Consider the following 26426-nt stretch of genomic DNA (forward strand, 5'->3'; position numbering starts at 1 on the left):
CCGTACCCTGTCGGATCAGTGCCGCAACGGGGAAAAGCAAAAGGGCGCAACCAACGCTGCGCCCTTTTTCAAATTTGTGGCTTTGACAGCGCTCAATGTGCGATCGCACCGGCGCCAGTGCCACCAGCGGCGAGCGCTTTGGCAGCAGCGGCGGCTTCTTCAGCCTCTGCATCCCATTCAATCGCTTCTGGTTTGCGGACCAACGCGTGTTCCAACACTTCAGATACGTGTTTGACGACGATGATCTCGAGGCCCTCTTTCACGTTGTCCGGAATGTCCGGCAGATCTTTTGCGTTATCTTCGGGGATCAGAACCGTTTTGATCCCGCCGCGCAGCGCTGCCAGCAGTTTTTCTTTCAAACCACCAATTGGCATCGCGTTACCACGCAATGATACCTCGCCCGTCATCGCAATATCGCGACGCACCGGAATATCAGTCAGAACGGACACGATAGACGTGACCATGGCCAAGCCCGCAGATGGACCATCCTTTGGTGTCGCCCCGTCGGGGACGTGCACGTGGATGTCGATCTTGTCGAACTTCGGCGGCTTCACACCGATTTCAGGACTGATGGACCGCACGTAGGATGACGCGGCATCGATGGATTCTTTCATCACATCACCGAGCTTACCCGTTGTTTTCATGCGACCTTTGCCCGGCAGGTTCAGCGCCTCAATCGACAGCAGTTCACCGCCGACAGACGTCCAAGCCAGACCGGTCACGACACCAACCTGATCTTCGGTTTCGGCCAGACCGTACCGATGTTTCGGCACGCCAAGATAATCGTCCAGATTGTCGGCGTTGACCTCTACGGCCTCGACTTCCTTCTTGACGATCTTGGTCACCGCTTTCCGTGCGATTTTCGCGAGTTCACGTTCAAGATTCCGCACACCTGCTTCGCGAGTGTAACGCCGGATCATTTCGGTCAAGGCCGCGTCATCGATTGCGAATTCCTTGTCCTTCAACCCGTGGTTTTTCAAAACCTTCGGCAGCAAATGCTGACGAGAAATCTCGCGCTTTTCGTCTTCGGTGTAGCCCGACAGCGAAATAATCTCCATCCGGTCCAGCAAAGGACCCGGCATGTTGTACGAGTTCGCAGTTGTCAGGAACATTACGTTCGACAGATCATATTCCACCTCAAGGTAGTGATCGACGAATGTGCTGTTCTGTTCCGGATCGAGCACCTCGAGCATCGCGGACGCGGGGTCACCACGGAAATCCTGACCCATCTTGTCGATTTCATCGAGCAAGATCAGCGGGTTCGTGGTTTTCGCCTTTTTTAGCGCCTGAATAATCTTACCCGGCATAGACCCGATGTAGGTCCGACGGTGGCCACGGATTTCAGATTCGTCACGCACACCACCAAGGGAAATGCGGATAAATTCGCGCCCCGTCGCTTTCGCAACAGATTTACCGAGCGACGTTTTACCAACACCCGGAGGACCAACAAGGCACATGATCGGGCCTTTCAGCTTCTTCGAACGCTGCTGGACGGCCAAATATTCAACGATCCGTTCCTTAACCTTTTCGAGGCCAAAGTGGTCAGCGTCGAGCACCTTTTGCGCCCCTCCAAGATCTTTCTTGGTGCGGGATTTCACGCCCCACGGCACACCCAAAATCCAGTCCATGTAGTTGCGCACGACTGTGGCTTCCGCGGACATCGGCGACATGTTCTTGAGTTTTTTCAGCTCTGCGTCGACCTTTTCACGGGCTTCCTTAGACAGCTTCGTCTCGGCGATCTTGGTCTCAAGTTCTTCGACCTCGTTCTGGCCTTCTTCACCGTCGGCAAGTTCCTTCTGAATGGCCTTCATCTGCTCATTCAAATAGTATTCGCGCTGCGTCCGTTCCATCTGGGACTTGACGCGTGTCTTGATCTTTTTCTCGACCGACAACACGGACATTTCACCCTGCATCAGGCCGTAAACTTTTTCCAGCCGTTCAGACACGGACAGCGTTTCCAAAAGCTCCTGCTTTTGAGCAACTTCGATGCCAAGATGGCCTGCCACGAGGTCTGCCAATTTCGCAGGTTCGGTTGTTTCACCCACAGCAGCCATGGCTTCTTCGGGAATGTTCTTCTTAACCTTCGCGTAACGTTCGAATTCGGTCGCGACAGAACGGATCAACGCCTCTGTCTCATCTTCGTTACCCGGCATTTCGGTCAGATATTCAGCTGATGCTTCGAAGAAATCAGGGTTATCCAAGAACCCTGTAATCCGCACACGGCCGCGTCCTTCAACAAGCACCTTTACGGTACCATCGGGCAGCTTCAACAGTTGCAGCACGTTGGCCAGAACACCGGCCTTATAGATGCCGTCCTGCGCTGGATCGTCCTCACCGGGATCGATCTGGCTCGACAGCAGAATTTGCTTGTCGTCCTGCATCACTTCTTCAAGCGCGCGGACTGACTTTTCACGGCCCACGAACAGCGGCACGATCATGTGTGGGAACACAACAATGTCGCGCAACGGCAATACGGGGTATGATGAACTCAACGGTTCTTGCATTTCTTTTTCCTTACTTTGCGGCAAACAGATCGGCCCCGCATCGCGGCTGCACGCCCTGTTTCCTGTCTGGTTCCTACATCTGGGGTCTTAGGGCCCCGTATTCAACCAGTGCTGCTTTCTCATTCCGTTGTATTTTGACCCTTTGCGCAGGAAGGAGCAAGCCATCGCGCAAACAAATCCTAGCGCGTCCAAATAAGCCAAGCATGCCACGCAATCATGGGGTTAGGGCGTGCATTTCTTTGCGTACTACGCGGGTATTATGGATTGTATCTTAAAATTGTCACTTTTGCGCCCAGAACCAAACGTTTCAGCGTCTTACGCCGAAAAAGTTGTTCCCATTTTGTAGGTTAGTCGGTCCAACCCTTTTCATAGGCTTCCCAAATTTATGCTTCATAACCTTATGCGTCAGCGCCGCCGTATTGCCTTTGCTGTGTTGTTTACCCAGCTTGCTTCGCTTTGGTTATGGCCCGGCGTTGTGATGGTCGGCGTTATGGCAATGTGTGTGATGGTGGTTGCGGTCATCGTCATCGTCGCTGCCAAAGATCTGCGTCAAAGCGTCGAATGTGGCGCTGTGGGGTTTTATGTCGCAGCGATGATGCCACCGGTTCTGATGGTCCCGATGTTCATCGCGGCAACCGTCTTGACCTATGCGATCTTTTACACATCGTTTCTGGACCGCCTGCCCGTACGGATCGGCCTACGTAGTCAAAAACGCTTTCACGCCCCTTTCGACCGCCGCACGACATGGGCCAAAGTGGTGCCCGGACAAGGCCATACAGCCGCACATTGGACGGGTACAATGATGTCGGCGCGCGCAGATTCAGATGACGACAACACGCTGTATCTGACCTTCGAAGGAGACCGAAACCAGATCGAACATGCCACACTGACATATCTCACGCTAAACCCGCACTTTAATGCGTCGTACCTGTTGGAACGCGACAGCCATATCGAGGGTGAAGAGATCATCATGTCCTACACATTCGCAAAAGCAGGTCCCGAAAGAACAACGATCCTTTCAGATATGCAGGTCAGCGGCTTGCCGATCCGCGTCGCATTGTTGCGGTATTTTGACGACGTGCTGGGCGACGAGTTGGACAGTTTCGCGCGCATGAGCGATTGTCACCGCGCTTGGCGTTTTCGCGATCCCAAGAAAGCAAATCTTACGGATGAACTCGCATCGACCGAGAATGTGCAGAGTATTCGTACGTTGGGTGAACCAGTTGAGGTGGTTGAAACCAGTGTAAAACCTACGACTGAAAGGGCCAAGGCACAACGGACTAACGCCGCTTAACGGAACAGCGGGCGCGCCTCGTGACGCCCCCGCCCAATCTGTCATCGGCCCTACAATGGTTCGATATCGCCCTGCGCACGGCCTGCATGGAAATCAGCCTCCCATGCTGCAAAGGTCCCGGCTGCAATCGCGTCGCGCATGCCCTGCATGATTTCCTGAAAGTAATGCAGGTTATGCCACGTCAGCAGCATGCCCGAGATCATTTCTTGCGACCGAAAAACATGATGCAAATATGCCCGTGAATATTTCGAACAGGCGGGACATGTGCAGGCTTCATCCAGAGGACGCGGATCATCTGCGTGCCGCGCGTTCTTGATATTGACCACGCCGTTGCGCGTAAACACCTGGCCGGTGCGCCCTGACCGTGACGGCAGCACACAATCCATCATATCGATCCCGCGTTTCACGGCCCCAACGATATCGTCAGGCTTGCCGACGCCCATCAGATAGCGCGGCTTATCGACAGGCAGCTGTTCCGGCGCGAAATCAAGACAGCCGAACATGGCCTCTTGGCCTTCACCGACAGCCAGACCGCCCACAGCATAGCCGTCAAAACCGATGTCCGTCAGGGCTTTCGCGCTTTCTTCGCGAAGGTCTTCTTCAAGACCACCCTGCTGGATACCAAACAACGCATGTCCCGGCCGATCCCCAAAGGCATCGCGGGATCGCTGCGCCCACCGCATTGACATTTGCATAGACTCGTTGAGCCTTGTCCGGTCGGCAGGCAGCGCGGGGCATTCGTCAAAACACATGACGATATCAGAACCGAGAAGCTTCTGAATTTCCATTGACCGCTCAGGCGACAAGAAATGTTTGGAGCCGTCGATATGGGACTGAAATTGAACGCCCTTTTCGGACATCTTGCGCAGATCGGCGAGGCTCATCACCTGAAAACCGCCACTATCCGTCAGGATCGGCTTGTCCCAATTCATGAACTTGTGAAGGCCACCAAGGCGATCGATCCGTTCTGCAGTTGGACGCAGCATCAAATGGTACGTATTGCCCAGCAAAATGTCTGCGCCCGTTGCGGCCACACTTTCAGGCATCATCGCCTTCACAGTGGCGGCAGTGCCCACTGGCATAAATGCTGGTGTGCGGATGTCACCACGCGGCGTTGAAATCACACCCGTACGGGCGCGACCATCAGTGTGGTTCAGCGAAAATGAAAAACGATCTGTCATGCGCCCCACATGATCCAAAATTACAAAAATGCCAAGACGTCACGGCGACGCGAAACAGGTGTCCGCAGATCGGCGGATAATTGGTTAGCAAATACAAACGTATATGCTGGCTCTCTAAAGATACCCCGAACATCGGGCATCGTGCCGCACTTTGAACACAAATGGGATTCAAGTTTGAGGGACTAGAAAACAAGAAGCGCGGGACCTTCACTGGTCACCAGTGTTCAAACGAAAAGGCGAGAGTATGACACGTAGATTAACACAAGTGCGGCTAACCACGATTTGCCCACCATTCGAATTGCTTGCCTGCGCAGCAGGGCTGATCATCATTCTGATGCAATGATGACGAACGTAACGAATGAACTAACGTAACGGCGGTAAGACGCCCTGACACAACGGGACCCGCATTGGCACTTTCGGTGCGGGTCCATCTTACGGATAGCCATCTGTCAATCAGGACGTGAAGGGCCATCCCATTTGCAGAACCGTCTTCGACAACGAAAAGGTCAGCCAGTTTGATTTACGCGGCGCAGCTTTCGGCAGTCGTTGTGCCAACCGTTCGTCCGCTTCGGCAGACAGACGTGCAATCATGTCTTGTTGGATAAGTGGAAACTGAGAATTCATCGTAGCGTGTGATGCGTTGTACATGCGTTGTCTCCTTTAGGTTTACTGTGTGTCCTCAAGGTGCACGAAATGGGTTGGTCCTGAAAAAGGGAAGCCATGCACTGCTTTCCCCCTACGCTACGTCAACTTTGCGAAAACCCCTTAAAACATGCACTTTTCGGTCCCAGACTCAAAAGAGCATCTTGACAGGATTCAGCACCTATCGCCGATTCGGGCATGTTTTTTGATGCAAAACGCAAGTTTTTAACGGGCATTGTCATACCTCGCGTGCGACTGAAACATTGCAAAAGAATGCCGCGACCGCCCCCTTTACGCCCCCTGCGCCTAACCCTATATGATTGGTCAGGATTAAGCAGGACCAAGCTCATGACAGATGCAAGCACACCGATGGAAGGCGCGCCACTGATCGCGCCATCAAGCACGGATCACCCGTTGTATGATGACATCGTCATGGCCTGTAAGTCGGTGTTTGATCCCGAAATTCCAGTGAACATTTACGATCTAGGTCTTATTTACACGATCGATATCGCAGAAGATAACGCCGTGAACGTGATCATGACACTGACTGCACCGGGTTGCCCTGTAGCGGGTGAAATGCCGGGATGGGTTGCGGATGCAATCGAACCGTTGCCCGGCGTGAAACACGTTGATGTGGAAATGACGTTCGAGCCGCAGTGGGGCATGGACATGATGTCTGACGAAGCGCGTCTTGAACTCGGCTTCATGTAACTGGCTTGTCACGAAACATTAACGAAACCATCCGATAACCGTCACATAACGCTTCTACCCCGTGCCCATCTTTGCATAGGGAAGAAGACATGAAACTGACGACACCCACACTGCTTGCTGCAGCACTACTTGGGTCATCGGCAATCGCTGATACAAACGCTGGCCTGACATACGGCCCCCGCCCCGCTTATTTGATCAGTCAGATGGCCGACGGCGCACTCAAAGACAAACTGCTGTCCTGTGCAGATCAAACGCCCACCCGCACTGATTTCTCAATCGGCCACCGTGGTGCCCCGTTGATGTTCCCTGAACACACGGTCGAATCGAACGTGGCAGCCGCGCAAATGGGTGCAGGCATCCTGGAATGTGACGTGACTTTCACAGCCGACCACCAACTGGTTTGTCGTCATGCCCAAAACGATTTGCATACAACAACAAATATCGTGGCGACCGAGCTCGGTCAGAAATGCACCACGCCTTTTAGCCCAGCCCAAGGCGACGCATCTGCGACTGCGGAATGTCGGACATCCGATCTGACACTTGCCGAATTCCAAACGCTGCGCCCGAAAATGGATGCCGCAGACAGCGCTGCGACCTCAGCCGAAGACTATCTCGGCGGTACTGCAGACTGGCGCACCGATCTTTACGCCAAAAACGCTACTCTTATGACTCATGCGGAAAGCATTGCTCTGTTCCGCGATCTTGGCGCTAAGTTCACACCGGAACTGAAATCCCCATCCGTAGAAATGCCGCACAACGGCTTTTCACAGCAGGATTACGCGCAAGCCCTAATCAACGAATATAAAGATGCAGGCATTCCGGCATCAGATGTTTGGGCCCAGTCTTTCAACCTTGAAGACGTGCTTTACTGGATTGAAAACGAACCGGAATTCGGCGCGCAAGCGGTATACTTGATGGATGAATACGATATCGAAGGATATTCACCACAAGACCCGTCCACATGGCCAAACACGATGGCCGAATTGAAAGACATGGGCATCAATTACATCGCACCACCGCTGTGGATGCTCTTGTCGGTTGAGAACGGTGTAATGGTCCCGTCCGCGCTTGCAACTGCTGCGAAAGTTGCGGAACTGGAAATTGTGACGTGGACGTTGGAACGTTCTGGTCCGTTGGGCAACGGTGGTGGCTGGTACCATCAAACGGTTACGGATCAAATCAGCCAAGATGGTGATTATTTCGCGGTCTTGGATGTTCTCGCACAAGACGTTGGAATCGCTGGTATGTTCTCTGATTGGCCAGCCACGACGACCTATTATGCGAACTGCATGGGTCTTTAACGCATCATTGTGATCATTTGGTCAGGGGCCGCACCTTGTGTTGGCCCCTCACCCCGCCTATTTTGGGGATAACGCAGGAGACACCCCATGTTTGGCATTCCCGGCAAGCAAGCCGTATCCATCACAGACAAAGCCGCCGCACAGATCGCGAAACTGATGACCAAGGACGGGTCACAGGGTTTGCGCATTGGCGTCAAGAAAGGCGGCTGTGCAGGCATGGAGTACACGATGGAATATGTGTCTGAAGTTGACCCATTGGACGAAGTTGTCGAACAAGACGGCGCACGTGTGATGATTGCACCGATGGCGCAGATGTTCCTGTTCGGCACTGAAATCGACTACGAGGTGTCTTTGCTTGAAGCAGGCTTCAAGTTCCGCAATCCCAACGTCGTGGACGCCTGCGGCTGTGGCGAAAGCATCAAATTCAGTGACACTATCGACGCCGCATGAGTCTGAGCGACGGCGATATTGCTTTCGCCGTTGATCTGTTTGCCGATCTTGGTGCGCTGACGACCCGCAAAATGTTCGGCGGCATGTGTCTGTATCACGACGGCACAGTCTTTGCGTTGCAATCCAGCGATGGGCAACTTTACCTGAAAACCAAAGACCCTATCGGCCTGTTCGACAGCCGAACCGACCAATTTCACAACATGCCCTACTACGCAGTGCCCGAGGATTTATTGGATGATCCCGACGCAGCGTGCGCTGCGGCACGCACGGCCCTTATGGCTTTGGCTTGACCGCGCCCTTCAGGTGAACGTAGGTCTCGTTAAACCGCTTTTGTAAATGATCGACTGCGTTGATTGGCTCGCCGCCATTTGGTGCCACATCTGCATCATGGTTCGGATTAAAGAACAAAGGCACCGAAATTCGCTCCGCTTCGGTCCCGATGACACGGTGCGGGGTCGCGACAATCCGGCGCTCCGTCCACATCTCGAGCATTTCGCCAAAGTTGATCACAAACTCTCCCGGAGGGGCTGAAACAGGTATCCAACCGCCACCCCGTTTGCGCACCTCCAACCCAGGTGATCCATCGGTGGCCAGCAATGTCAGGCAGCCATAATCGGTATGCGTGGCGATCCCGAAATCCTTGTCCGTCGCCCACTCAGGGCGTTTCGGATAGAAATTCCCGCGCAAAAGCGCCATCGGATGCGTGAATTTATCGCGAAAATAAGCGCCATCCTCACCAACCGCATCCGCAATGGCACAAAGCAGATTCAGCGCAAAGGTCACCGTTTCACGGTAATAGGCCCGCAATGTGTCGGCAAAGCCCTCCGGTTTGTCAGGCCAGACATTCGGCGCATAGGCGGGCAGTTTCAACGCACCCAACGGTTCGCGCTCTGCCACAGGCAAACCACAGTCAAACACCTGTTTGTAATCAGGATTTGCATCAGGATCGACCTGCTCAGACCCCGGCGCGCCCCATCCACGGTTTGATCCTGTCTTGGCCATATCATAGGCCGCCTTGTCCGAGGCAGGCAGGTGAAAAAACGAACCGTACGTCTCAATCACATCCCGTACTGTGTCCGCACTGATCGGTGTATTGTAGACAGTCAAAAAACCGATATCTGCGGCACCGGACACGGCCTGATCGCGCGCCTCTGCATGGCCCGGATGGGCCGGATCGATCAGCGCTGCGGCATCAATACGTGGGATCATCTCGGGGTCTCCTATCGTTGGTGCCCGTCATGATAGACTTTGCATCAGGCTGCAAGGTTGATACCACAGCCGCAACACACACCAAGGAGAGATCAATGCGCCGGAAACTTGCCGCTGGAAACTGGAAAATGAACGGGACGCCAGCAGAACTGGCGGAATTGACGGCGCTGACACAAACCCACGACACGCCAACAGTCGACGTTCTGATCTGCCCGCCCTGCACATTGATCGCACAAGCAGCAAATACTGTCGCAGACCACAAGGTCGCTATCGGCGGCCAAGACTGCCATGCTAACGCCAAAGGCGCACACACAGGCGATATCAGCGCTGATATGCTCGCAGCAGCTGGCGCCACATATGTGATTACAGGCCATTCCGAACGTCGGACAGATCACGGCGAAACAGATGCACAAATTGCGGCGAAATCACAGGCAGCCTACGACGCAAAGCTGACCGCCGTTATCTGTATCGGTGAGACGTTAGGTGAACGCGAAGACGGTACGACCCTCGCGGTCCTTGATACCCAACTCGCTGGTTCCGTCCCGGACACGGCTACGGCCGCAAATACAGTGATCGCGTACGAACCCGTTTGGGCCATCGGTACCGGCAAAGTTCCGACGCTCGATCAAATCGCCGAAGTGCACGCCCATATCCGGACGCGGCTGACAGCGCGTTTCAGCGACGGAGACCAATTCAGTGTGCTTTACGGCGGGTCGGTCAAGGGCAGCAACGCAGCCGATATATTCGCGGTTCCCGATGTCGACGGGGCGCTGGTAGGCGGGGCAAGCCTAACGGCGGCGGACTTCTCCCCCATCATCACAGCCCTCGAAAACGCCTGATACGCCACGAAACGTCCAATTCTTTTGGTCAAAAATATCCCCACCGGAGGCGGCACTGCATCAAAACCAAAAGGCGACGCTCCAGATGAAGCGTCGCCTTTATTCTTGCTCAAATCAGAAATGCGCGGAAGCGCGCCTTTTACCTGATCACGATCTCCGGTCCCATAAAGGTTGTCGGCAAATAGGTCGAAATCGCCGGAATGTAGGTGACCATAATCAGGAACACGAACAACACAGCCAAGAACGGTAGTGCTGCGCGCACCACGGCCATCATTGGCATCCCCGCCACACCGGATGTCACGAAAAGGTTCAGACCAACAGGCGGCGTGATCATCCCGATCTCCATGTTCACGACCATAATGATGCCCAAATGGATCGGATCAATGCCCAGCTCGATGGCAATCGGAAACACCAGTGGTGCGACGATCACGATCAATCCTGATGGTTCCATGAACTGACCACCGATCAACAAAATTACGTTGACCACAATCAGGAACATCCACCAGCTTAGCCCCGCGTCGAGCATCGCAGCTGCGATATGTTGCGGGATCTGCTCGTCCGTCAGCACGTGCTTTAGGATCAACGCATTCGCAATGATGAACATCAGCGTGATCGTCAGCTTGCCGCCCTCAAACAGGGTCTTGCGTGTATCGGCGTGGACCCACGCCGTGACCAAAGCCCAAGGTTTGCGGAACAGTGAAATCGGCTTTTCGCCTTCTGGCGTCGCCAGTGGTCCCATGTCGCGGTAGATGAAAGTCGCAACGATGAACGCATAAACAGCGGCAACAGCAGCAGCTTCGGTTGGCGTAAAGGCCCCGGGTTTCCAATGCAGGCCTTCGCTGAAATCAACCCAAGGGTGGCCGTAGATACCGCCCATGATGATCACGATCAAAAGCAATCCCCAAAGCGCGTCCTTCAAGCTTGCAAAAATCTCGGTCCAGCCCTTCCATTCACCCTTTGGCATGTTCTTGATGCGGGCAATCACATAGATCGCCACCATCAACATAGTGCCTGCAAGGATGCCCGGAATAACACCGGCCAAGAACATGCGACCCACAGAGACATCCGTGGCCGACGCATAAACAACCATCACAATAGATGGCGGGATCAGGATGCCTAATGTACCCGCATTGCAGATCACGCCTGCCGCGAACTCCTTGGTGTAACCCACCTGCCGCATCGCTGCGATCACGATGGACCCGATAGCTACAACAGTCGCAGGCGATGAGCCGGATAAAGCTGCAAACATCATACAGGCCAGAACACCCGCGATGGCGAGACCACCCTGCAGGTGCCCCACACAGGCAATCGCAAAGCGGATGATCCGTTTCGCCACACCGCCCGTCGACATAAACGTCGAGGCCAGAATGAAGAACGGGATCGCAAGAAGGGTATAGTGCCCTGCCATCGCTTGATACAGCGACTGTGCGACAGATGCCAACGACGTGTCAGAGAACGCCAATAGGAAGATGATAGACGACAGACCAAGCGATACAGCGATCGGAACACCAATCAGCAGCATGCCGATAATCATCGTGAATAATAGAATAACGTCCATGACTTAGGCGTCCCTGTTCAAGTGGGCCGCTTCTTCGACGGCTTCTTCTGCTTCATGGCTGACGATCAAGCTTTCGTCCTGATCACGCCAAATCCTGCGGGTAGCTTGGAGAATCCGGAACAGCATCAATGCCACACCAATCGGCAGCATCACGTATGGGATAAACCGCGGTAGCTTTTCGTATTCCTCACCCATGTTGAAGGTGTTTTCGAGATAGGTCTTCGCAAACGGGATCGGCACCTGTTCAGTTTCGTACCACGCCTGATCACGGGTCTTTTCGTCGAACCCGGTCGGGATCACGCGGCCTTCGGTCTTGTACATGCCACCGAACGGCGCCCAATAATCCCATGCGCCTTTCATCATCAGGCCACCATAGGCGATGCAACATAGCGCCGAAATCATCACAAGAATTTTGCGGGTCGGTTTAGCCACAATGTTCAAAACGGCGTCCACGCCTAAATGCGCCGTCTTTTTGAACCCGTAGGAAATCCCGAACAAAACGAGCCATGCAAACAGGATCAGAACGGTCTCTAACCCCCATAACAGGCTGTCCCCGAACCCGTACCGCAACACAACATTGGCGAATGTGACAAGCGTCATCAAACCTAGCAATGCGGCGATAAAGTTCTCCTCGAAGGTATCAATTATTTTTGCAAAGCCTGTTGGCTCTGGCTTGGATGCTGACATGGTTTTGTCCCCCCCTGTCGCATGTTTAAAAAAGGCGACCCGCATCAAGTGGCACGGGTCGCCCAAATGGCTGTATGGGATGGTGGGTGGGGCGTCGCGGCAAGGCCGCGCGCGTCACCTCATCATACCATACGAGGCATCACCTTACAGGCTTTCGTTGATTGCCTGTGCTGCATCGATGTTTTCTTGACCAACATCACCAACGAACTGCTCCCAAACAGGCTTCATCGCTGCAACCCAAGCTGCACGCTGTTCTGCGGACAGTTGACGCACCACGCCACCTGCTTCAACGATCGCGTTTTTGCTTTCTTCGTTCACAGCAAAGGCTTCGCCGTTACGCAGCTCAGTCACTTCGCGCAGGATTGTTGTCAGTTGATCGCGCTGCGCATCCTCAAGGCTGTCGAGGAAATCAACAGATGTCACAACAAGATAATCGATGATGCCGTGGTTGGTTTCAGTCACACCGTCTTGAACTTCAAAGAACTTCTGGCCGTAGATGTTGGACCATGTGTTTTCCTGACCGTCCACAACACCAGTTTGCAGCGCGCCATAAACTTCGGAAAACGCCATTGGCTGCGGAGACGCACCCAGTGCTTCCATCTGCGCGACAAGAACGTCAGAGGTCTGTACGCGGAACTTCAGGCCATCGGCGTCTGTTGGCGCTTCAAGTGGCACGTTCGCAGAAAACTGCTTCATGCCGTTGTGCCAGAATTCAAGGCCTTGCAGGCCGCGGCGCTGCATGGAATCTTTCATCGCTTGGCCAGTTTCAGACACTTGGAATGCGTCAACAGCTTCGATGTTTGTGAACATGAATGGCAGATCGAAAATGCGGAACTGCTTTGTGAAGGCTTCGAACTTGGACAGGGACGGTGCCGCCATCTGCACGTCGCCTTGCAGCATCGCTTCCAGAACTTGGTCATCGTTGTACAAAGACGACGATGGGAACACTTCCATACACATGGAACCGTCCATTTCAGCATTGACCCGTTCCATCAACAAGGATGCCGCGATCCCTTTTGGGTGACGGTCAGTGTTGGTAACGTGGCTAAACTTGATCACAACTTCGCCGTCGTCACAGCCCGCAGGACCGCCTTCAGCATATGCAGCAGAGGCCGCAATAGAAGCGGCTGCAATCAGGCTTGCGAGTTTCGTGAATTTCATTGGTTTTCCTCCCATGGAACCTTTTGGTCGTCGTCACACGACAACCTTGCGCAGATCAGACAGTGTTTTGCCGCCCCCAACAACTTTTTCGTCAAGTGATCGAAAAATGTGCTTTTACAGGGCGATACGCACGCAGCGCACGCATGGGTATAACCGTTTGTCCCGAATCTCACACAGCCGTGAGCGTTAACTGTGCGGAAATCCGCACACTACATGCGGCGGAAATCTTCTGCCCGCAGTCCATGCTTGGACAACTTATCGTAAAATGTCTTGCGCGGCAGTTGCAGCAATTTTGCCGTTTCCGTCGCCTGTCCGTTGCACCGCCGCAAAGCATCCACGATCAGCGACTTCTCGATCTGGGCGATCTGCGCATTCAGCCCGAGTGTCTCGCTCGGTTCAACTTCACTTAGACCCATCGCGAAACGCATCGCCGCATTCATCAACGCCCGCGCATTGCCCGACCAATCCTGTTCCATTAGCCGCCCGGTCACATCGGCCGTGATATTTGGCATCGGCAAGTTTGCCTGTTCACAGGCCTGCCCGACAAAGTGGCGGAACAAAATTGGGATATCCTCGGACCGTTCCCGAATGGGCGGTATCCGCAAACGCATTAGATCCAAACGATAGAAAAGATCGCCGTGAAAACGCCCCGCGCCAACTTCCCCGTCCAGATCATGCGTGCTGCCAGCGATAACCCGCGCTTTGATCCCGCTATCCAGCTGTTCAGCAAGATAGAACTGGCTTGCCATCGGCAAACTGCCCACTTCATCGATGAACAAGGTGCCAGTGTCCGCTGCGGTGATCGCTTGTTCCAATGCGTCCACCGATAGAGCCGCCCCTGCCCGTTTCACGAATGGATCGCGTGCCGCTGCGGACAAAAGATGAATGACTTCCGCGACCTTTGATGTGCCGGCACCCGGTTCGCCGGTGACGACGACCTCGGCCCGCGATTTTGCGACCGCCCGCACGCGATTGCGCATGGCTTTGGCCAGTTCGGACGTACCGATTAGCATCCGAGATGCCGCATCACCCTGCTGCACATCCCGCATCATTTCACGGCCCTTGATGATCTCGTCGCGTGCGGTCAGGGCTTTTTCGACAACCGCCATCAGATCGCGCGGCCCGCAAGGCTTTTCTAAAAACGCATAGGCCCCTGCATCCAGCGCTTTGACCGCAGTCGGCACGTCGCCCTGTCCCGTCAGCAATATTACCGGCAGGTCTGCATCAACCTGCTGCACATAGTCCAATAGGTGGAAACCATCACGCCCCGGCATCATCATATCCGAGATGATCACGCCTTCGAATTGCGGCGTGATATGGTCCTTTGCCGCGATAAAGGCTGATGCCAAGATCGGATGCAGTCCGGCAATATCAAGCGTTTGCCCCAACGCATCGCGCACTTCTTTATCATCATCAACGATCAGCACTTTGCGGGTCATGTCGTTTCTACCGGTTGTAGCATCACTGAAAACTCTGCCCCGCCGTCGGGGTGGTTGCGGCCTTGGATATCGCCTCCGAAACTTTGCACAAGCCCATAAGAAATCGAAAGTCCCAGCCCCATGCCCTCTGCCGCCCCGATTGATTTGGTTGAATAGAACGGATCAAAAATGCGGTCTGGCTCGGCGATACCTGGTCCCGTGTCGCGGATACTGAGGATTGTTTTGTGTGCTTGCGTCACCGTTACATCCAATTGCCGATGCGATAAGCCATCCATCGCATCCGCGGCGTTGGTCATCAGATTGAGAACAACCTGTTGCAACCGCACTTCGCCGCCACGCACATGGACGGGCATTTTGGGCGGTGTCCAGTTGACGACAACGCTTTCCTTGGCAAAACGGGCAGCCAACATGTCAAGCGTTTCGTACACGACCGCGCCCAGATCAACATCGACCAGTGGTTCGTTTTCGTTACGTGCAAAGGCGCGCAAATTGCGGATGATCCGCGCCATACGTCTCGCAAGGTCAGAAATGCGGCCGAGATTTTGATCTGCAACGTCATATCTGCCTTGCTGCATCAATGCTGTGCCGTTTTCTGCAAAGGATTGGATCGCCATCAACGGTTGGTTCAGCTCATGACTGATGCCTGCTGACATTTGCCCAAGTGCTGACAGTTTTTCCGCCTGAACAAGTTCCGCTTGCGTGCGTTGTAGATCCGCGTTGACCGCTTCCAATTCGGCGGTGCGTTTGGCAACCCGCCGCTCGAGATCCGCGTTTGCGAAGGCCAAGGTGCGGCGCCGTTCAGTCACCCAAAACAACACAGCGCCAAAGGCCAGCATGATCGCCGCCGCTGCGATCGTTTGCAGGTAGGCCAGTTGGCGGGCGGGTGCGAGATCCGGCAATGCCTCGCCGACAAGATCAATCACAGGCATTGGCAAGGTCAGATGCAGCGCTTGTTCAGGTAAATACCGGCCGCCGTCTATTTCCCAGACCTCAAACGACCGGAATTGTTTTTCATTATGTCGTACGAATGGAGTGATCAGCCCTGTCGGATATTCCGCACTTTGGCCGACCATGCGGATGTCGGATTCCTTTGTCCGGTACACCAGTTCTGATCGGTTCGAAATAAAGACAACGCCCAGTTCATCCGTAAAGAAAACCGCCAATTCATCGCCGCGCCATGCGGTTTCCACAACGCCCACATCAACCGCGACAATCACGACACCCATAACTGGTCCAGCATCCGCAAAAACCGGTGCGGCGAAGTAAAAGACACGGCGGTCGTAGCGTGGATCGACAAAGTGGTAGACGCCAAGTGCGCCGTCCATTGCGCGTTCGAAATAAGGGCGCTGCGCGTGATCTACGCCAACGGTTTCGGAAGAGGACAGAATTTCCTCGCCCGCGGCCCCGACAATTAGGATATCAAGCGATCCGGTTTTGTCAGCCATCTCGCGTAAAAGTCCGCTGACCTGCGGGCTGCTGGTCCCCTGCAAGATCGCCATAATTTCGGGGCGGTCCGCAGTCAGGACAGCCAGACTGCGAAACCGCTGTAATTCTCCGGTTAGTCGCGATGCCGCAAGGGCCAAATCAGCCCGGCCCCGCTTTTCAAGCTGGTCAACCGCTGCCCCATAACCGAATGACCAAACGCCGCCGCACACGATTGCGGTCATCGTCACGAAGGCGAGCGTAAGTATGCTGCGGGATAAAATCGGACCAAACATACCAACCTGATAGGAAGGACACGCCGAAATAGGAAGGGTCAGTTATCAGACTTGATGATCTGTTGCAGGGTTGGGATCGCAGTTTTGATGTCTTCCAGCACCAATTCAGCACCCACCAACTTTTGGATTTCAGGGTTCTGAATGACCAGATTACCGGCCAAAGCAAAAGGTGTCAGCGGCTGCGAGATACGCAAAGCAACTGCCAACTGCAGCAATGGTGCGACCACACGGTCCGAATTCGCGGCCAGGACGATGACGCTGTAATGACGTTGATCAGACAGTGCCATTATCTCGTCATGGGACTGCCCAATGCATACATCGACATGCCCGCCATCTCTGCGAAACATGTCTGCTGCAATTTCGATCCCTAGCGTATGTGTCTCGCCCGGTGGCAGCGCAAACAAGGCAGACGTCCGTGTTCGCCCTTCTAGGATGACAGGACCAATCGCATGTCTCAGCCCACGGATAATGCGGTACAGGCGCCCTGTCCCGAGACCGACCTCGGCAAACGACGCCTCATCAGCTTCCCACATTTGTCCCAAGCGGCGACTAGCACCCGCGATATACCCCAAATAAACAACCTCGAGCGGAACCCCATCCGCCCTTGCGCTTAGGATAATCTGGTCAGACGCCCGTTCGTTTCTGGATAGAAGTGCCTCACAGAACCGCTCAATTTCGGCATGATCCGGCATTGCCGATGCGGTTTCCGTGTCAGACAGCCGAAACGCCAACCGCCGCACAACTTCGCGCGCCAAATCTTGGACCAATCCCGGTTCAAATCGTTCGTTTGCTAGTCGAAACGCAACGTCAGCGTCTTCGTAAGCATCTATGTCGATATTAGTGTTTTGCTTATTCAATGGCTTTTGCGCCATCCCGTTCCCCAGCTAGTTTGTCAACGTATGAGGGGACACAGGAAGGAGCAATTGCCTTCGCAGCATCCCGTTGGAAATGTTTATCAGAATGTTTCAACTCAAGGGTGCGGCAGAAGGTCGCACAAATCAAGAGTTCTGCATTGCACCGCCCGAAAAAACCGCGCACAGAGTGTCCATGAAACGCTTCGATCAATCCCCGACTGACCCTCAATTCGTCCAAAATCCATACCCGACTTACAAACAGGTCCGCGATACGGACGAAATCGTCTGGTGGGACACATATGGCATGGCCTGTGCGATGTCGTATGACACCGTGCGCTTGGCTTTGCGCGACAAACGGATGGGGCGTGAACAGCCCGCAGAATTGGTGCAACCTGTGCCTGATCACATGAAACCGTTTTATGGGGTCGAAGCACATTCGATGCTGGAACTCGAACCGCCCGTACACACACGCCTGCGTGGACAGGTATTGCGGGCCTTTACGTCTCGGCGCATTGCGGCCCTTGGACCAGAGATTGAAGCGTTATCGCATCACCTGATTGATCAGTTTCCCGAAGGTCCGATTGATCTGCTGAATGCTTTCGCCAAACCCCTGCCCGTGATCATCATCGCACGCCTTTTGGGCGTACCCGAAGAAGACGCAGATCAGCTTTTGGACTGGTCCAACGCAATGGTTGCAATGTATCAGGCGGGCCGGACGCGTCAGATCGAAGACAATGCAAGCACAGCCGCCCTAGATTTCACCACTTACCTTAAGGATGTGATCGCAGCCAAACGCAAAGCACCGGCTGATGATCTGATATCAACCCTGATTGCGGCTAGCGACACGGGCGAAAAACTGAACGAAGACGAACTGATCACGACGTGCATCCTGCTATTGAATGCTGGCCACGAAGCGACCGTACATACTATCGGTAACGGCACGAAAACGCTGCTGGAAACGGGCCATCGCGATATCACAGACGGCTGTGTCGAAGAAATCCTGCGCTTTGATCCGCCTTTGCACATGTTCACGCGACACGTTTACGAAGACGTTTCGCTTGGCGGGCATGACTTCAAACGCGGCGATCAGATCGGCTGCATGCTCGCGGCCGCCAACCGCGACCCGCTAGCCTACCCCGATCCGGACGTGTTTGATCCGTCGCGGCCCATCAAGCAAAACACCAGTTTTGGCGGCGGTATCCATTTCTGCGTCGGGGCACCACTTGCGCGACTGGAACTAAAAATCGCGTTGCGGGCCCTGTTTGACCGTTGTCCTAGCCTCGCTATCGCGGCGCCGCCGCAGTATGGCAATGTCTACCATTTCCATGGACTAACCGCCCTGCAAGTCACAGCCTAAGCCAGCGCCGCCTGCGGGGTACGGCGCCTCTGAACCTGCTCAAATCAAGAATGCGCGGTAGCGCACACTTGTTTCAACCCCCGTCAAAGCGGTAGCGCGACCGTCGATTTGATCTCTTCCATAGACAAAAGTGCTGTGACGTTGAAAACCCGCACTTCCGAAATCAGGGCCTGATAAAATTCGTCGTAGGCCCGCGCGTTTTGCACCCTCACCTTCAGAATGTAATCGATGTCCCCGGCCAGACGGTGCGCTTCTTGCACTTCGGGACGGGCTTGTAGGGCCGCGAGAAATTTTTGCTGCCATTCTGCTTCGTGTTCTGACGTCCGGATCAAAACAAAGAAACATGCCTCGAACCCAAGCGCCTCTGCGTCCAACAAAACAGTCTGTTGGCCAATGATTCCTCCTTCGCGCATTTTCTTGATCCGGTTCCACACAGGCGTCTTTGAAGACCCCACTTCTCGGGCAATATCATCAAGACTTTGTGAGGCATCACGCTGCATCGCCTTGAGAATTTTCCGATCTACCTCGTCTAACCGCACGTTCATCCCGAATTCCTTCGTATTGCAGAAAATGTTGCCCAGATCCGCCCGCAAGCAGAACACACGTCCTTACTTACCCACTCATATAGGCAACATCCAGAATAATGTTCTATATAGAGGGCAAGAAACACACGAGGTTCCATCATGGATCATTTTCCAGTCTTCATGGCCGTCGCCGGTCGCCGCATTGTCCTGTCGGGCGGTGGCGATGCTGCCATGGCGAAACTGCGTTTGATTATGAAGACCACCGCGCATGTGTCTGTCTTTGCTGAAACAGCCTCTCCTGAAATTCAGGGCTGGGCTGCGGACGGCAAGCTGACATTGATCAATCGCGCGATGGAACCCGGCGACGCAATGTGCGCGGTGTTGTTTTATGCGGCGAACGAAGACGACGCAGAAGACGCCCGCGTCGCGGCCATCGCCCATGCCGATGGCGCGAAGGTGAACATCGTCGACAATCTTGCTGACAGCCAGTTCATCACGCCTGCCATTGTGGACCGTGATCCGGTTGTTGTGGCCATCGGCACCGAAGGCGCGGCTCCTGTCGTTGCCCGCAAGGTCAAGGCTGATATTGAGGCACAGCTTCCTGCGTCCCTTGGTGTGCTTGCCCGTATCGGAAAAACCTTCCGTTCTGCGGTAGAGGTTCTGCCAATGGGCGCCAAGCGCCGCACTTTCTGGTCTGACTTCTACTTCAACGCTGGCCCAAAGGCCGTTGAAGCTGATGGTCAATCGGCAGTTATTCCGACATTGGAAGCCCTGCTTGATAAACACATCATGACCACCGAGAAAGCTGGTCACGTTGATCTCGTCGGCGCAGGTCCCGGCGATCCGGAACTGTTGACGCTGAAAGCACGGAACGCCTTGGACAAGGCAGACGTCGTGATCCACGACCGTCTTGTGACGCCTGAAATCTTGGAACTCGCCCGTCGTGAAGCTGTCATCATTGACGCGGGCAAAACGGGTTTTGGTCCTGCTATGGCGCAAGGCGATATTGACGCTCTGATCGTGGAACACGCCGTGAAGGGCCACCACGTTGTCCGCTTGAAAGCAGGTGACCCGACTGTATTTGGCCGTCTCGACGAAGAAATCGACGCTTGCGATGCCGCCGGAATCAGCTGGCGTATTGTGCCCGGTATTACTGCCGCCTCTGCTGCTGTCGCCAACATCGGCCAGAGCCTGACAAAGCGTGATCGCAATTCATCGGTGCGTTTCATCACTGGCCACGACACCAAGGGCTACGCCGACCACGATTGGCGTGCGCTGGCCCAGAACGGCGAAGTTGCTGCGATCTATATGGGCAAGAAATCCGCCCGTTTCATCCAAGGTCGCCTGCTCATGCATGGTGCCGATCCAGCGACGCCTATCACAATCATCGAAAACGTCAGCCGCACGGATCAACAGATCATCGCGACCACGTTGTCCGATCTGGAACCCACCCTGACACGCGCCAACTTGCGCGGTCCGGCAATCACTTTTTACGGGCTTGCCCCGCGTGCGGCGATGGACGCCGCAGACAGTTTACCCCTTGAGGAGTTCGCATAATGGCCCGTCAATTTACACCAAAGGTCATCACAACCAATCACCTGATGTCAGGCGATGCAGTGTGGTTCACCGCTGAAAGCACATGGACTGGCGATATCTCCAAGGCTGAATTCCTTGAAGACGAAGCCCACGCTGATCTGCGTCTGATCGAAGCCCAAGCGCAAAAAGATCAAATCACTGGCGCTTACTTGGCCGATGCCAAGCAAGGCGAAAACGGGCCAGAGCCTGTCCATTTCCGCGAAGCGTTCCGCACGCGCGGTCCATCCAACTATTTCCACGGCAAACAGGCAGAGGTGTAAACCCATGTATAAGTACAATGATTTCGACGAAGCCTTTGTCCGTGAACGTGTCGCCCAGTTTAAGGGCCAAGTAGAGCGCCGAATTGATGGGTCTTTGACTGAGGACGAATTCAAACCATACCGTTTGATGAATGGTCTGTACCTGCAATTGCACGCTTACATGCTGCGCGTCGCCATTCCGTATGGAACGCTGAATGGCGGTCAAATGCGTCAGCTGGCGTATATCGCTGAGACCTTTGACAAGGGCTATGGCCATTTCACAACGCGCCAAAACATTCAGTACAACTGGCCAAAGCTGGCAGATGTACCGGTGATCCTTGAAAAGCTTGCTGATGTGGAAATGCACGCGATCCAGACGTCTGGCAACACGATCCGGAACGTGACCGCTGACCATTTTGCTGGGGCGGCTGGTGACGAAATTGCTGATCCGCGTCCAGTTGCGGAACTGCTACGTCAGTGGTCAACAGATCACCCTGAATTCCAAGCGCTACCCCGCAAATTTAAGATTGCAGTATCTGGCGCCGAGAATGACCGTGCTGTTTTGCGTGCCCACGATGTGGCTGTGCAGGTTGTCCAACAAGACGGTCAACGCGGCTACCGTATTTTCGTAGGTGGTGGCCTTGGCCGGACACCGATGATCGGGAAGGTCCTGCGCGACTTCCTGCCAGAGGCTGATCTGCTTCCATATGTGGAAGCCGTTGTCTCTGTATGGAACCTGCTGGGCCGTCGCGACAATAAATACAAAGCGCGGATCAAGATCACGGTGCATGAGCACGGGATCGAAGAAATCTCGCGCCTTGTCGAAGATCGCTTTGCCGATATCCGCCCGACATTCAGCGGTGTGGATCAGGTGATGCTGCGCGAGATTGAAGCGCATTTTGCGGCCCCTACTTTCAAAGCTGCTGGCACCGATGCGTTTGACGCATACAAAGCTGCAAACCCTGCGTTCCGGTCTTGGGCTGACACCAACCTTGCCGCGCACAAAAACCCGGATTACGCGATTGTGTCAATTTCGTTGAAAGCCCACGGTGCTACACCGGGCGATGCGTCTGCAGATCAGATGCGGTTGATGGCGGAACTGGCGGAAAAGTATGGCCACGATGAATTGCGTATTTCGCACGAACAGAACGTGATCCTGCCTTACGTTCACAAGTCGGACCTGCCGGAAATCTACAACGCGCTGCGCGAAGGCCAGTTGGCCACAGCAAATATCGGCCTGATCAGCGATATCATCGCCTGCCCCGGTATGGACTATTGTGCGTTGGCAACGGCCCGTTCGATCCCGATCGCGCAAGAGATAGCGACACGGTTCGACGAGCTGAAACTGGAGCATGAAGTTGGTCCGCTGAAATTGAAAATCTCCGGCTGTATCAACGCTTGTGGTCACCACCACGTGGGTCACATCGGCATCCTCGGGCTCGACCGTGCGGGTGTTGAGAACTACCAGATCACGTTGGGTGGCGACGGCACCGAAGACGCAGCAATTGGCGAACGCGCAGGCCCTGGCTTTAGCGCGGACGACATTGTGCCTGCGATTGAACGTCTGGTTTTGGGCTACATGGATATCCGCCGCGACGCGGACGAGACGTTCATCCAAGCCTACCGCCGTCTTGGCGCACAGCCATTCAAAGACATCCTGTACCCAGAAAAGGCCGCTCAAAATGCCGCTTAAGGAAATCGCAGAACGTCAAAACCTGCTGCATGCGAAAAGCACGCCGCAGACCATTTTGAAACATGTTTTGGACGACGTCCGCATGGGCGACACAGCCTTGGTCAGCTCTTTCGGTGCGGAAAGCGTTGTTTTGTTGCACATGGTTGCCGAAATTGATCCTACGACGCCAGTGATCTTTATCGAGACCGAGATGCTGTTCAATGAAACGTTGGTTTACCAAAAAGAAGTCGCTGCCCATCTTGGCTTGACCAATGTGCAAGTGATCACACCGTCCCGCGCCGCACTGCTCGAACGTGACAGTGAAGGTCTGCTGCATCAGGCTGACGTTGATGCTTGCTGCACCTTGCGCAAGAAAGAACCGCTTGAACGTGCTCTGAAACCTTATGGGTCTTGGATCACGGGCCGCAAACGTTACCAAAGCGGCACGCGCGCTGCACTGCCCGTTTTCGAAAAAGAAGCCGGATCGACACGGATCAAGGTAAACCCGCTTGCCAGTTGGGGCCGAACAGAGATCGCCGCTTATATGGACGATCACGATCTGCCGCGCCACCCGCTTGTCGCAAAAGGCTATCCATCAATCGGGTGTCAGCCTTGTACCCACGCTGTTGGCGTGGACGACGATCCCCGTGCAGGGCGTTGGGAAGGCACCGAGAAAACGGAATGCGGCATTCATTTTTAGGACTTGGTCCCAAAGATGAATTGTTATGGACAGATGAAAGACGGGCCAAGCGCCCAGAGGAACGAATGATGTCAGAAGAAAAGACAGTAATTGTCGTGGACACCGGTTTTGTCGCAGATGATTGGGATTGCGGGTTCCGCGACTTGGACACCACGCCCGCAAATGACTGCCCGCAAGGGATCGATTTGCCGTCTGATACAGCCCCGACTGCGCTGAACGGCCTGACCAACGCCGCGATGATCCGCATCGACTTCCCTGCACCCACAGACGGGCGCGGGTTTACGCTGGCTGCGCAACTGCGCCGTTTGGGTTTCAAGGGCCGCCTGCGCGCCCGCGGCCATGTTCTGGCCGATCAATATGCCATGGCGCGTCGATCCGGTTTTGACGAAGTGGAAATCCCTGCGGATCTCGCCGCACGCCAGCCCGAGGACCAATGGTTGGCCCGCGCCGACTGGAAAGCCCACGATTACCAAGCCCGCATGCGCGGCTAACGCAGCCCTTTACTGATACAGATCAATGATGAATACGGAGGGCGGTCTTATCAAGGCCGCCAATTGAGTTATGACAGAGCAAACACCTGTGACCGAAACAACCGCCAAAGCCGTTCCCGCCCTGCCCGATGCGCAGACGGTGACTTCCGTGAAACACTACACTGACCGCCTTTTCGCGTTCCGCGTGACCCGTCCTGCGTCTTTGCGCTTTCGGTCTGGTGAGTTCGTGATGATCGGCCTGATGGGCGATCCTGATCCAAAAACCGGCAAACAGCGTCCGTTGTTGCGGGCTTATTCCATTGCGTCCCCGTCGTGGGATGAAGAACTGGAATTCTATTCGATCAAAGTGCCGGAAGGCCCACTGACATCAAAGCTGCAGCACATCAAGGTTGGCGATCAGATCATTCTGAAACCAAAACCAGTGGGCACATTGGTTCACGATGCGCTGCTGCCCGGGAAACGTTTGTATTTCTTCGCGACTGGCACAGGTTTTGCACCGTTTGCGTCCCTGCTGCGCGAGCCAGAGACGTATGAAAACTATGATGAAATCATCATGACCCACACCTGCCGTGATGTTGAAGAACTGACCTACGGTCGCGAATTGATCGAAAACCTCAAGCAAGACGAAATGATGATCGAACTGCTGGGCGAAGAGAACCTCGCGAAGATCAAGTATTACCCCACGACGACCCGCGAAGAGAGCCCGAAGATGGGCCGGATCACGACGTTGATCGAAAACGGTGAATTGTTCACTGATCTTGGAATCCCGCCGCTTGATCCAGCTGTGGACCGCGCGATGGTGTGTGGGTCTTTGGCATTTAACTTGGATATCAAGGCGTTGATGGAAAAAGCAGGCCTGAATGAAGGCGCAAATTCCGAGCCGGGCGAGTTCGTGATCGAAAAAGCCTTCGTCGGCTGATCCACTAACACTCGACAAAATAAAGAAAGGGCCGCGTCATTGCTGACGCGGCCTTTTTTGTCTGTGTTTTTCGCTGCTTATTGCGCAGCTGGGATGCCGAGGGCGTCCTTGATTTGTGACAAAACACCTTCCAGAAGCTCTGGGTTGTCTTTCACAGCGTTCAGACCGGTTGTCAGGGCTGTTTTCTGCAACGCACCCAGTTCAGAACCGTCCAGCATTTCCTGAACTTTGTCGAAATCGAAACCGTCGACAGTCAGCAGATCAGTCATGGATACTTCTGCGTCAGCTTCAACAGTCGCGTCTGCCGCTGGGGCTTCTTCGGCAGTTGTGACTTCTGCATCTTCTGCAGTCACTTCTGGTGCTTCTTCAGTCGCAACTTCTTCTGTTGCGGCTTCTTCAACAGCTTCTGCGGCACCTTCAACTTCGGCAGCAGCGTCGGCTGCGCCTTCAGTAACAGCTTCTTCTGTCGCATTAGCAGCGTCTTCAACTGCAGTGGCAGCGTCTTCAGTCGCAGCGTCGACTTCTGCAGCAACGTCAGCGGCAGCTTCTTCTGTTGCGGTAGCAGCTTCTTCGGCTGCGGCTTCTACTTCAGCGGCGGCTTCTTCTGCAGCAGCCTCTGCTTCAGCGGCAGCGGCTTCGGCGGTAGCTTCTGCTTCGGCAGCAGCGGCTTCGGCTTCTGCTTCCAGCGCTGCAGCTTCAGCGGCGGCGGCTTCTTCGGCTTCAGCAGCAACTGCAGCAGCTTCTTCAGCTACCGCTTCTGCTTCTGCTTCAAGGGCGGCTTCTGCTTCGGCGGCAGCAGCTTCAGCTTCTTCGGCGGCAGCGGTTGCTTCTTCAGCTGCGGCTTCTTCGGCGGCAGCAGCGGCGGCGGCGGCTTCTTCAGCTTCGGCTGCAACGCGTGCGGCTTCTTCTTCAGCCATTTTCGCAGCTTCTTCTTCAGCGGCCAGTGCGGCGGCTTCTGCTTCGGCAGCGGCAGCAGCCGCTTCTTCTTCGGCAGCTTTTGCAGCAGCGGCTGCAGCTTCTTCCGCCGCAACAGCAGCTTCTTGCGCTGCAACTTCAGCAGATGACGGGCTTAGGCCCAATGCTTGCGACGGGTTATTCCCGTTCACGCCCATCTGGTATCCAAAAAAGCCGAGCACTGCGGCCACGATGATAATGATTGTCGCTCTCATTGGGTGTTCCCTCTCCACAACAAAGTACTTGTCTCACGATTGAGACTCGGTCGTCGTATGTCAGATGTTACAGATAAGTAAAAGTCTACGCATACGGGGAATTTCGTCCACATCGCCCTATTTTTGCGGGTTGAAGCTGCACCCTATGCACATTAAGTTGCCCCCAGTCATAAGATTAACGACCAAAGGATAAAGACCATAGGACGCAGAC

At 54.7% G+C, this 26426-nt stretch carries 25 protein-coding genes; 13 read left to right on the top strand and 12 right to left on the bottom strand.

Going from position 1 to position 26426, the window contains the following annotated elements; translation table 11 throughout:
* Nucleotides 1-92: 92 nt before the first annotated feature.
* On the bottom strand, nucleotides 93-2504 hold the full coding sequence (lon, locus tag AC0L7R_RS10785) for an endopeptidase La (protein ID WP_473656884.1): 2412 nt from the start codon (nucleotides 2502-2504) through the stop codon (nucleotides 93-95).
* 385 nt (nucleotides 2505-2889) lie between these two features.
* On the opposite strand from lon, the gene AC0L7R_RS10790 reads away from it, so the two are divergent.
* Entirely contained in the window at nucleotides 2890-3798 is a 909-nt protein-coding gene (locus tag AC0L7R_RS10790) for a hypothetical protein (protein ID WP_473656886.1), read from the top strand.
* 50 nt (nucleotides 3799-3848) lie between these two features.
* Here the strand turns inward: AC0L7R_RS10790 and tgt are convergent, their stop codons facing one another.
* A complete protein-coding gene (gene tgt, locus AC0L7R_RS10795; RefSeq protein WP_247126908.1) occupies nucleotides 3849-4979 on the bottom strand; it encodes a tRNA guanosine(34) transglycosylase Tgt in 1131 nt (376 codons plus the stop codon).
* Nucleotides 4980-5432: 453 nt separating this feature from the next.
* On the bottom strand, nucleotides 5433-5627 hold the full coding sequence (locus AC0L7R_RS10800) for a hypothetical protein (RefSeq protein ID WP_247126907.1): 195 nt from the start codon (nucleotides 5625-5627) through the stop codon (nucleotides 5433-5435).
* A 342-nt stretch (nucleotides 5628-5969) separates the two neighbouring features.
* Between AC0L7R_RS10800 and AC0L7R_RS10805 the strand changes: the two genes are divergently transcribed.
* The 4 genes from AC0L7R_RS10805 (at nucleotide 5970) to AC0L7R_RS10820 (ending at nucleotide 8373) form a co-directional block, all read left to right on the top strand.
* The gene (locus tag AC0L7R_RS10805; RefSeq protein WP_247126906.1) at nucleotides 5970-6332 is read left to right on the top strand and encodes an SUF system Fe-S cluster assembly protein; all 363 of its coding nucleotides are present in this window, start codon (nucleotides 5970-5972) and stop codon (nucleotides 6330-6332) included.
* A gap of 89 nt (nucleotides 6333-6421) precedes the next feature.
* A complete protein-coding gene (locus tag AC0L7R_RS10810; RefSeq protein ID WP_473656888.1) occupies nucleotides 6422-7633 on the top strand; it encodes a glycerophosphodiester phosphodiesterase family protein in 1212 nt (403 codons plus the stop codon).
* 87 nt (nucleotides 7634-7720) lie between these two features.
* Entirely contained in the window at nucleotides 7721-8083 is a 363-nt protein-coding gene (locus AC0L7R_RS10815; protein ID WP_247126904.1) for a HesB/IscA family protein, read from the top strand.
* The gene (locus tag AC0L7R_RS10820; protein WP_473656889.1) at nucleotides 8080-8373 is read left to right on the top strand and encodes a TfoX/Sxy family protein; all 294 of its coding nucleotides are present in this window, start codon (nucleotides 8080-8082) and stop codon (nucleotides 8371-8373) included. The genes AC0L7R_RS10815 and AC0L7R_RS10820 overlap by 4 nt, the downstream gene beginning before the upstream one ends.
* On the opposite strand, the gene AC0L7R_RS10825 is transcribed toward AC0L7R_RS10820, so the two are convergent.
* Entirely contained in the window at nucleotides 8357-9292 is a 936-nt protein-coding gene (locus AC0L7R_RS10825) for a 2-oxoglutarate and iron-dependent oxygenase domain-containing protein (protein WP_473656891.1), read from the bottom strand. The two genes, AC0L7R_RS10820 and AC0L7R_RS10825, sit on opposite strands and share 17 nt — an antisense overlap.
* Nucleotides 9293-9387: 95 nt before the next feature.
* Between AC0L7R_RS10825 and tpiA the strand changes: the two genes are divergently transcribed.
* Nucleotides 9388-10131: a triose-phosphate isomerase gene (gene tpiA / locus AC0L7R_RS10830; protein WP_473656892.1), complete on the top strand. Its 744-nt coding sequence runs from the start codon at nucleotides 9388-9390 to the stop codon at nucleotides 10129-10131.
* A gap of 139 nt (nucleotides 10132-10270) precedes the next feature.
* Here tpiA and AC0L7R_RS10835 read toward each other — a convergent pair whose 3' ends face one another.
* From AC0L7R_RS10835 to AC0L7R_RS10860, 6 genes are all read right to left on the bottom strand, one after another.
* Nucleotides 10271-11689: a TRAP transporter large permease gene (locus tag AC0L7R_RS10835; RefSeq protein WP_348107503.1), complete on the bottom strand. Its 1419-nt coding sequence runs from the start codon at nucleotides 11687-11689 to the stop codon at nucleotides 10271-10273.
* 3 nt (nucleotides 11690-11692) lie between these two features.
* On the bottom strand, nucleotides 11693-12376 hold the full coding sequence (locus tag AC0L7R_RS10840) for a TRAP transporter small permease (RefSeq protein ID WP_348107504.1): 684 nt from the start codon (nucleotides 12374-12376) through the stop codon (nucleotides 11693-11695).
* A gap of 144 nt (nucleotides 12377-12520) precedes the next feature.
* Nucleotides 12521-13537, bottom strand: a complete 1017-nt coding sequence (locus AC0L7R_RS10845; RefSeq protein WP_473656894.1) for a DctP family TRAP transporter solute-binding subunit — start codon at nucleotides 13535-13537, stop codon at nucleotides 12521-12523.
* A 209-nt stretch (nucleotides 13538-13746) separates the two neighbouring features.
* Nucleotides 13747-14976 (bottom strand): response regulator, encoded by a 1230-nt coding sequence (locus AC0L7R_RS10850; protein ID WP_473656895.1) that lies wholly within the window; start codon nucleotides 14974-14976, stop codon nucleotides 13747-13749.
* Nucleotides 14973-16694, bottom strand: a complete 1722-nt coding sequence (locus AC0L7R_RS10855) for an ATP-binding protein (RefSeq protein WP_473656897.1) — start codon at nucleotides 16692-16694, stop codon at nucleotides 14973-14975. Before AC0L7R_RS10855 ends, AC0L7R_RS10850 begins: the two co-directional genes overlap by 4 nt.
* Before the next feature lie 38 nt (nucleotides 16695-16732).
* Nucleotides 16733-17566 carry a cobalamin B12-binding domain-containing protein gene (locus tag AC0L7R_RS10860; RefSeq protein WP_473656898.1) on the bottom strand — a complete coding sequence of 278 codons (834 nt, stop codon included), beginning with the start codon at nucleotides 17564-17566 and terminating at the stop codon, nucleotides 16733-16735.
* Between the two features lie 175 nt (nucleotides 17567-17741).
* On the opposite strand from AC0L7R_RS10860, the gene AC0L7R_RS10865 reads away from it, so the two are divergent.
* Entirely contained in the window at nucleotides 17742-18905 is a 1164-nt protein-coding gene (locus AC0L7R_RS10865) for a cytochrome P450 (protein ID WP_473656899.1), read from the top strand.
* Between the two features lie 83 nt (nucleotides 18906-18988).
* Here the strand turns inward: AC0L7R_RS10865 and AC0L7R_RS10870 are convergent, their stop codons facing one another.
* Entirely contained in the window at nucleotides 18989-19450 is a 462-nt protein-coding gene (locus AC0L7R_RS10870; protein ID WP_247126893.1) for an Lrp/AsnC family transcriptional regulator, read from the bottom strand.
* A 138-nt stretch (nucleotides 19451-19588) separates the two neighbouring features.
* On the opposite strand from AC0L7R_RS10870, the gene cysG reads away from it, so the two are divergent.
* The 6 genes from cysG to AC0L7R_RS10900 all read left to right on the top strand — a co-directional run bounded on the left by cysG (nucleotide 19589) and on the right by AC0L7R_RS10900 (nucleotide 25046).
* Nucleotides 19589-20986 (top strand): siroheme synthase CysG, encoded by a 1398-nt coding sequence (cysG, locus tag AC0L7R_RS10875; protein ID WP_473656901.1) that lies wholly within the window; start codon nucleotides 19589-19591, stop codon nucleotides 20984-20986.
* The gene (locus tag AC0L7R_RS10880; protein ID WP_473656902.1) at nucleotides 20986-21285 is read left to right on the top strand and encodes a DUF2849 domain-containing protein; all 300 of its coding nucleotides are present in this window, start codon (nucleotides 20986-20988) and stop codon (nucleotides 21283-21285) included. The genes cysG and AC0L7R_RS10880 overlap by 1 nt, the downstream gene beginning before the upstream one ends.
* A 4-nt stretch (nucleotides 21286-21289) precedes the next feature.
* Nucleotides 21290-22957: a nitrite/sulfite reductase gene (locus AC0L7R_RS10885; protein ID WP_473656903.1), complete on the top strand. Its 1668-nt coding sequence runs from the start codon at nucleotides 21290-21292 to the stop codon at nucleotides 22955-22957.
* A complete protein-coding gene (locus AC0L7R_RS10890; protein ID WP_473656905.1) occupies nucleotides 22947-23636 on the top strand; it encodes a phosphoadenylyl-sulfate reductase in 690 nt (229 codons plus the stop codon). The genes AC0L7R_RS10885 and AC0L7R_RS10890 overlap by 11 nt, the downstream gene beginning before the upstream one ends.
* Nucleotides 23637-23704: 68 nt before the next feature.
* Entirely contained in the window at nucleotides 23705-24127 is a 423-nt protein-coding gene (locus AC0L7R_RS10895; RefSeq protein ID WP_473656907.1) for a DUF934 domain-containing protein, read from the top strand.
* Between the two features lie 70 nt (nucleotides 24128-24197).
* Nucleotides 24198-25046, top strand: coding sequence for a ferredoxin--NADP reductase (locus tag AC0L7R_RS10900; protein WP_473656908.1), 849 nt, complete (start codon nucleotides 24198-24200; stop codon nucleotides 25044-25046).
* A gap of 77 nt (nucleotides 25047-25123) precedes the next feature.
* Here the strand turns inward: AC0L7R_RS10900 and AC0L7R_RS10905 are convergent, their stop codons facing one another.
* A complete protein-coding gene (locus AC0L7R_RS10905; protein WP_473656910.1) occupies nucleotides 25124-26215 on the bottom strand; it encodes a hypothetical protein in 1092 nt (363 codons plus the stop codon).
* Nucleotides 26216-26426: the final 211 nt, after the last annotated feature.

The organism is Yoonia sp. D2-7, assembly GCF_055809435.1.

Bases quoted from the DNA above. Each gene is read 5' to 3' on its own strand.
- AC0L7R_RS10895 (WP_473656907.1), top strand. From the start codon at position 23,705: ATGTCAGAAGAAAAGACAGTAATTGTCGTGGACACCGGTTTTGTCGCA.
- AC0L7R_RS10890 (WP_473656905.1), top strand. From the start codon at position 22,947: ATGCCGCTTAAGGAAATCGCAGAACGTCAAAACCTGCTGCATGCGAAA.
- AC0L7R_RS10850 (WP_473656895.1), bottom strand. From the start codon at position 14,976: ATGACCCGCAAAGTGCTGATCGTTGATGATGATAAAGAAGTGCGCGAT.
- tgt (WP_247126908.1), bottom strand. From the start codon at position 4,979: ATGACAGATCGTTTTTCATTTTCGCTGAACCACACTGATGGTCGCGCC.
- AC0L7R_RS10885 (WP_473656903.1), top strand. From the start codon at position 21,290: ATGTATAAGTACAATGATTTCGACGAAGCCTTTGTCCGTGAACGTGTC.
- AC0L7R_RS10880 (WP_473656902.1), top strand. From the start codon at position 20,986: ATGGCCCGTCAATTTACACCAAAGGTCATCACAACCAATCACCTGATG.
- AC0L7R_RS10800 (WP_247126907.1), bottom strand. From the start codon at position 5,627: ATGTACAACGCATCACACGCTACGATGAATTCTCAGTTTCCACTTATC.
- AC0L7R_RS10855 (WP_473656897.1), bottom strand. From the start codon at position 16,694: ATGTTTGGTCCGATTTTATCCCGCAGCATACTTACGCTCGCCTTCGTG.
- AC0L7R_RS10865 (WP_473656899.1), top strand. From the start codon at position 17,742: ATGAAACGCTTCGATCAATCCCCGACTGACCCTCAATTCGTCCAAAAT.
- AC0L7R_RS10820 (WP_473656889.1), top strand. From the start codon at position 8,080: ATGAGTCTGAGCGACGGCGATATTGCTTTCGCCGTTGATCTGTTTGCC.
- AC0L7R_RS10905 (WP_473656910.1), bottom strand. From the start codon at position 26,215: ATGAGAGCGACAATCATTATCATCGTGGCCGCAGTGCTCGGCTTTTTT.
- lon (WP_473656884.1), bottom strand. From the start codon at position 2,504: ATGCAAGAACCGTTGAGTTCATCATACCCCGTATTGCCGTTGCGCGAC.
- AC0L7R_RS10860 (WP_473656898.1), bottom strand. From the start codon at position 17,566: ATGGCGCAAAAGCCATTGAATAAGCAAAACACTAATATCGACATAGAT.
- AC0L7R_RS10840 (WP_348107504.1), bottom strand. From the start codon at position 12,376: ATGTCAGCATCCAAGCCAGAGCCAACAGGCTTTGCAAAAATAATTGAT.
- AC0L7R_RS10835 (WP_348107503.1), bottom strand. From the start codon at position 11,689: ATGGACGTTATTCTATTATTCACGATGATTATCGGCATGCTGCTGATT.
- AC0L7R_RS10825 (WP_473656891.1), bottom strand. From the start codon at position 9,292: ATGATCCCACGTATTGATGCCGCAGCGCTGATCGATCCGGCCCATCCG.
- AC0L7R_RS10790 (WP_473656886.1), top strand. From the start codon at position 2,890: ATGCTTCATAACCTTATGCGTCAGCGCCGCCGTATTGCCTTTGCTGTG.
- AC0L7R_RS10810 (WP_473656888.1), top strand. From the start codon at position 6,422: ATGAAACTGACGACACCCACACTGCTTGCTGCAGCACTACTTGGGTCA.
- AC0L7R_RS10805 (WP_247126906.1), top strand. From the start codon at position 5,970: ATGACAGATGCAAGCACACCGATGGAAGGCGCGCCACTGATCGCGCCA.
- AC0L7R_RS10815 (WP_247126904.1), top strand. From the start codon at position 7,721: ATGTTTGGCATTCCCGGCAAGCAAGCCGTATCCATCACAGACAAAGCC.
- tpiA (WP_473656892.1), top strand. From the start codon at position 9,388: ATGCGCCGGAAACTTGCCGCTGGAAACTGGAAAATGAACGGGACGCCA.
- AC0L7R_RS10845 (WP_473656894.1), bottom strand. From the start codon at position 13,537: ATGAAATTCACGAAACTCGCAAGCCTGATTGCAGCCGCTTCTATTGCG.
- AC0L7R_RS10870 (WP_247126893.1), bottom strand. From the start codon at position 19,450: ATGAACGTGCGGTTAGACGAGGTAGATCGGAAAATTCTCAAGGCGATG.
- cysG (WP_473656901.1), top strand. From the start codon at position 19,589: ATGGATCATTTTCCAGTCTTCATGGCCGTCGCCGGTCGCCGCATTGTC.
- AC0L7R_RS10900 (WP_473656908.1), top strand. From the start codon at position 24,198: ATGACAGAGCAAACACCTGTGACCGAAACAACCGCCAAAGCCGTTCCC.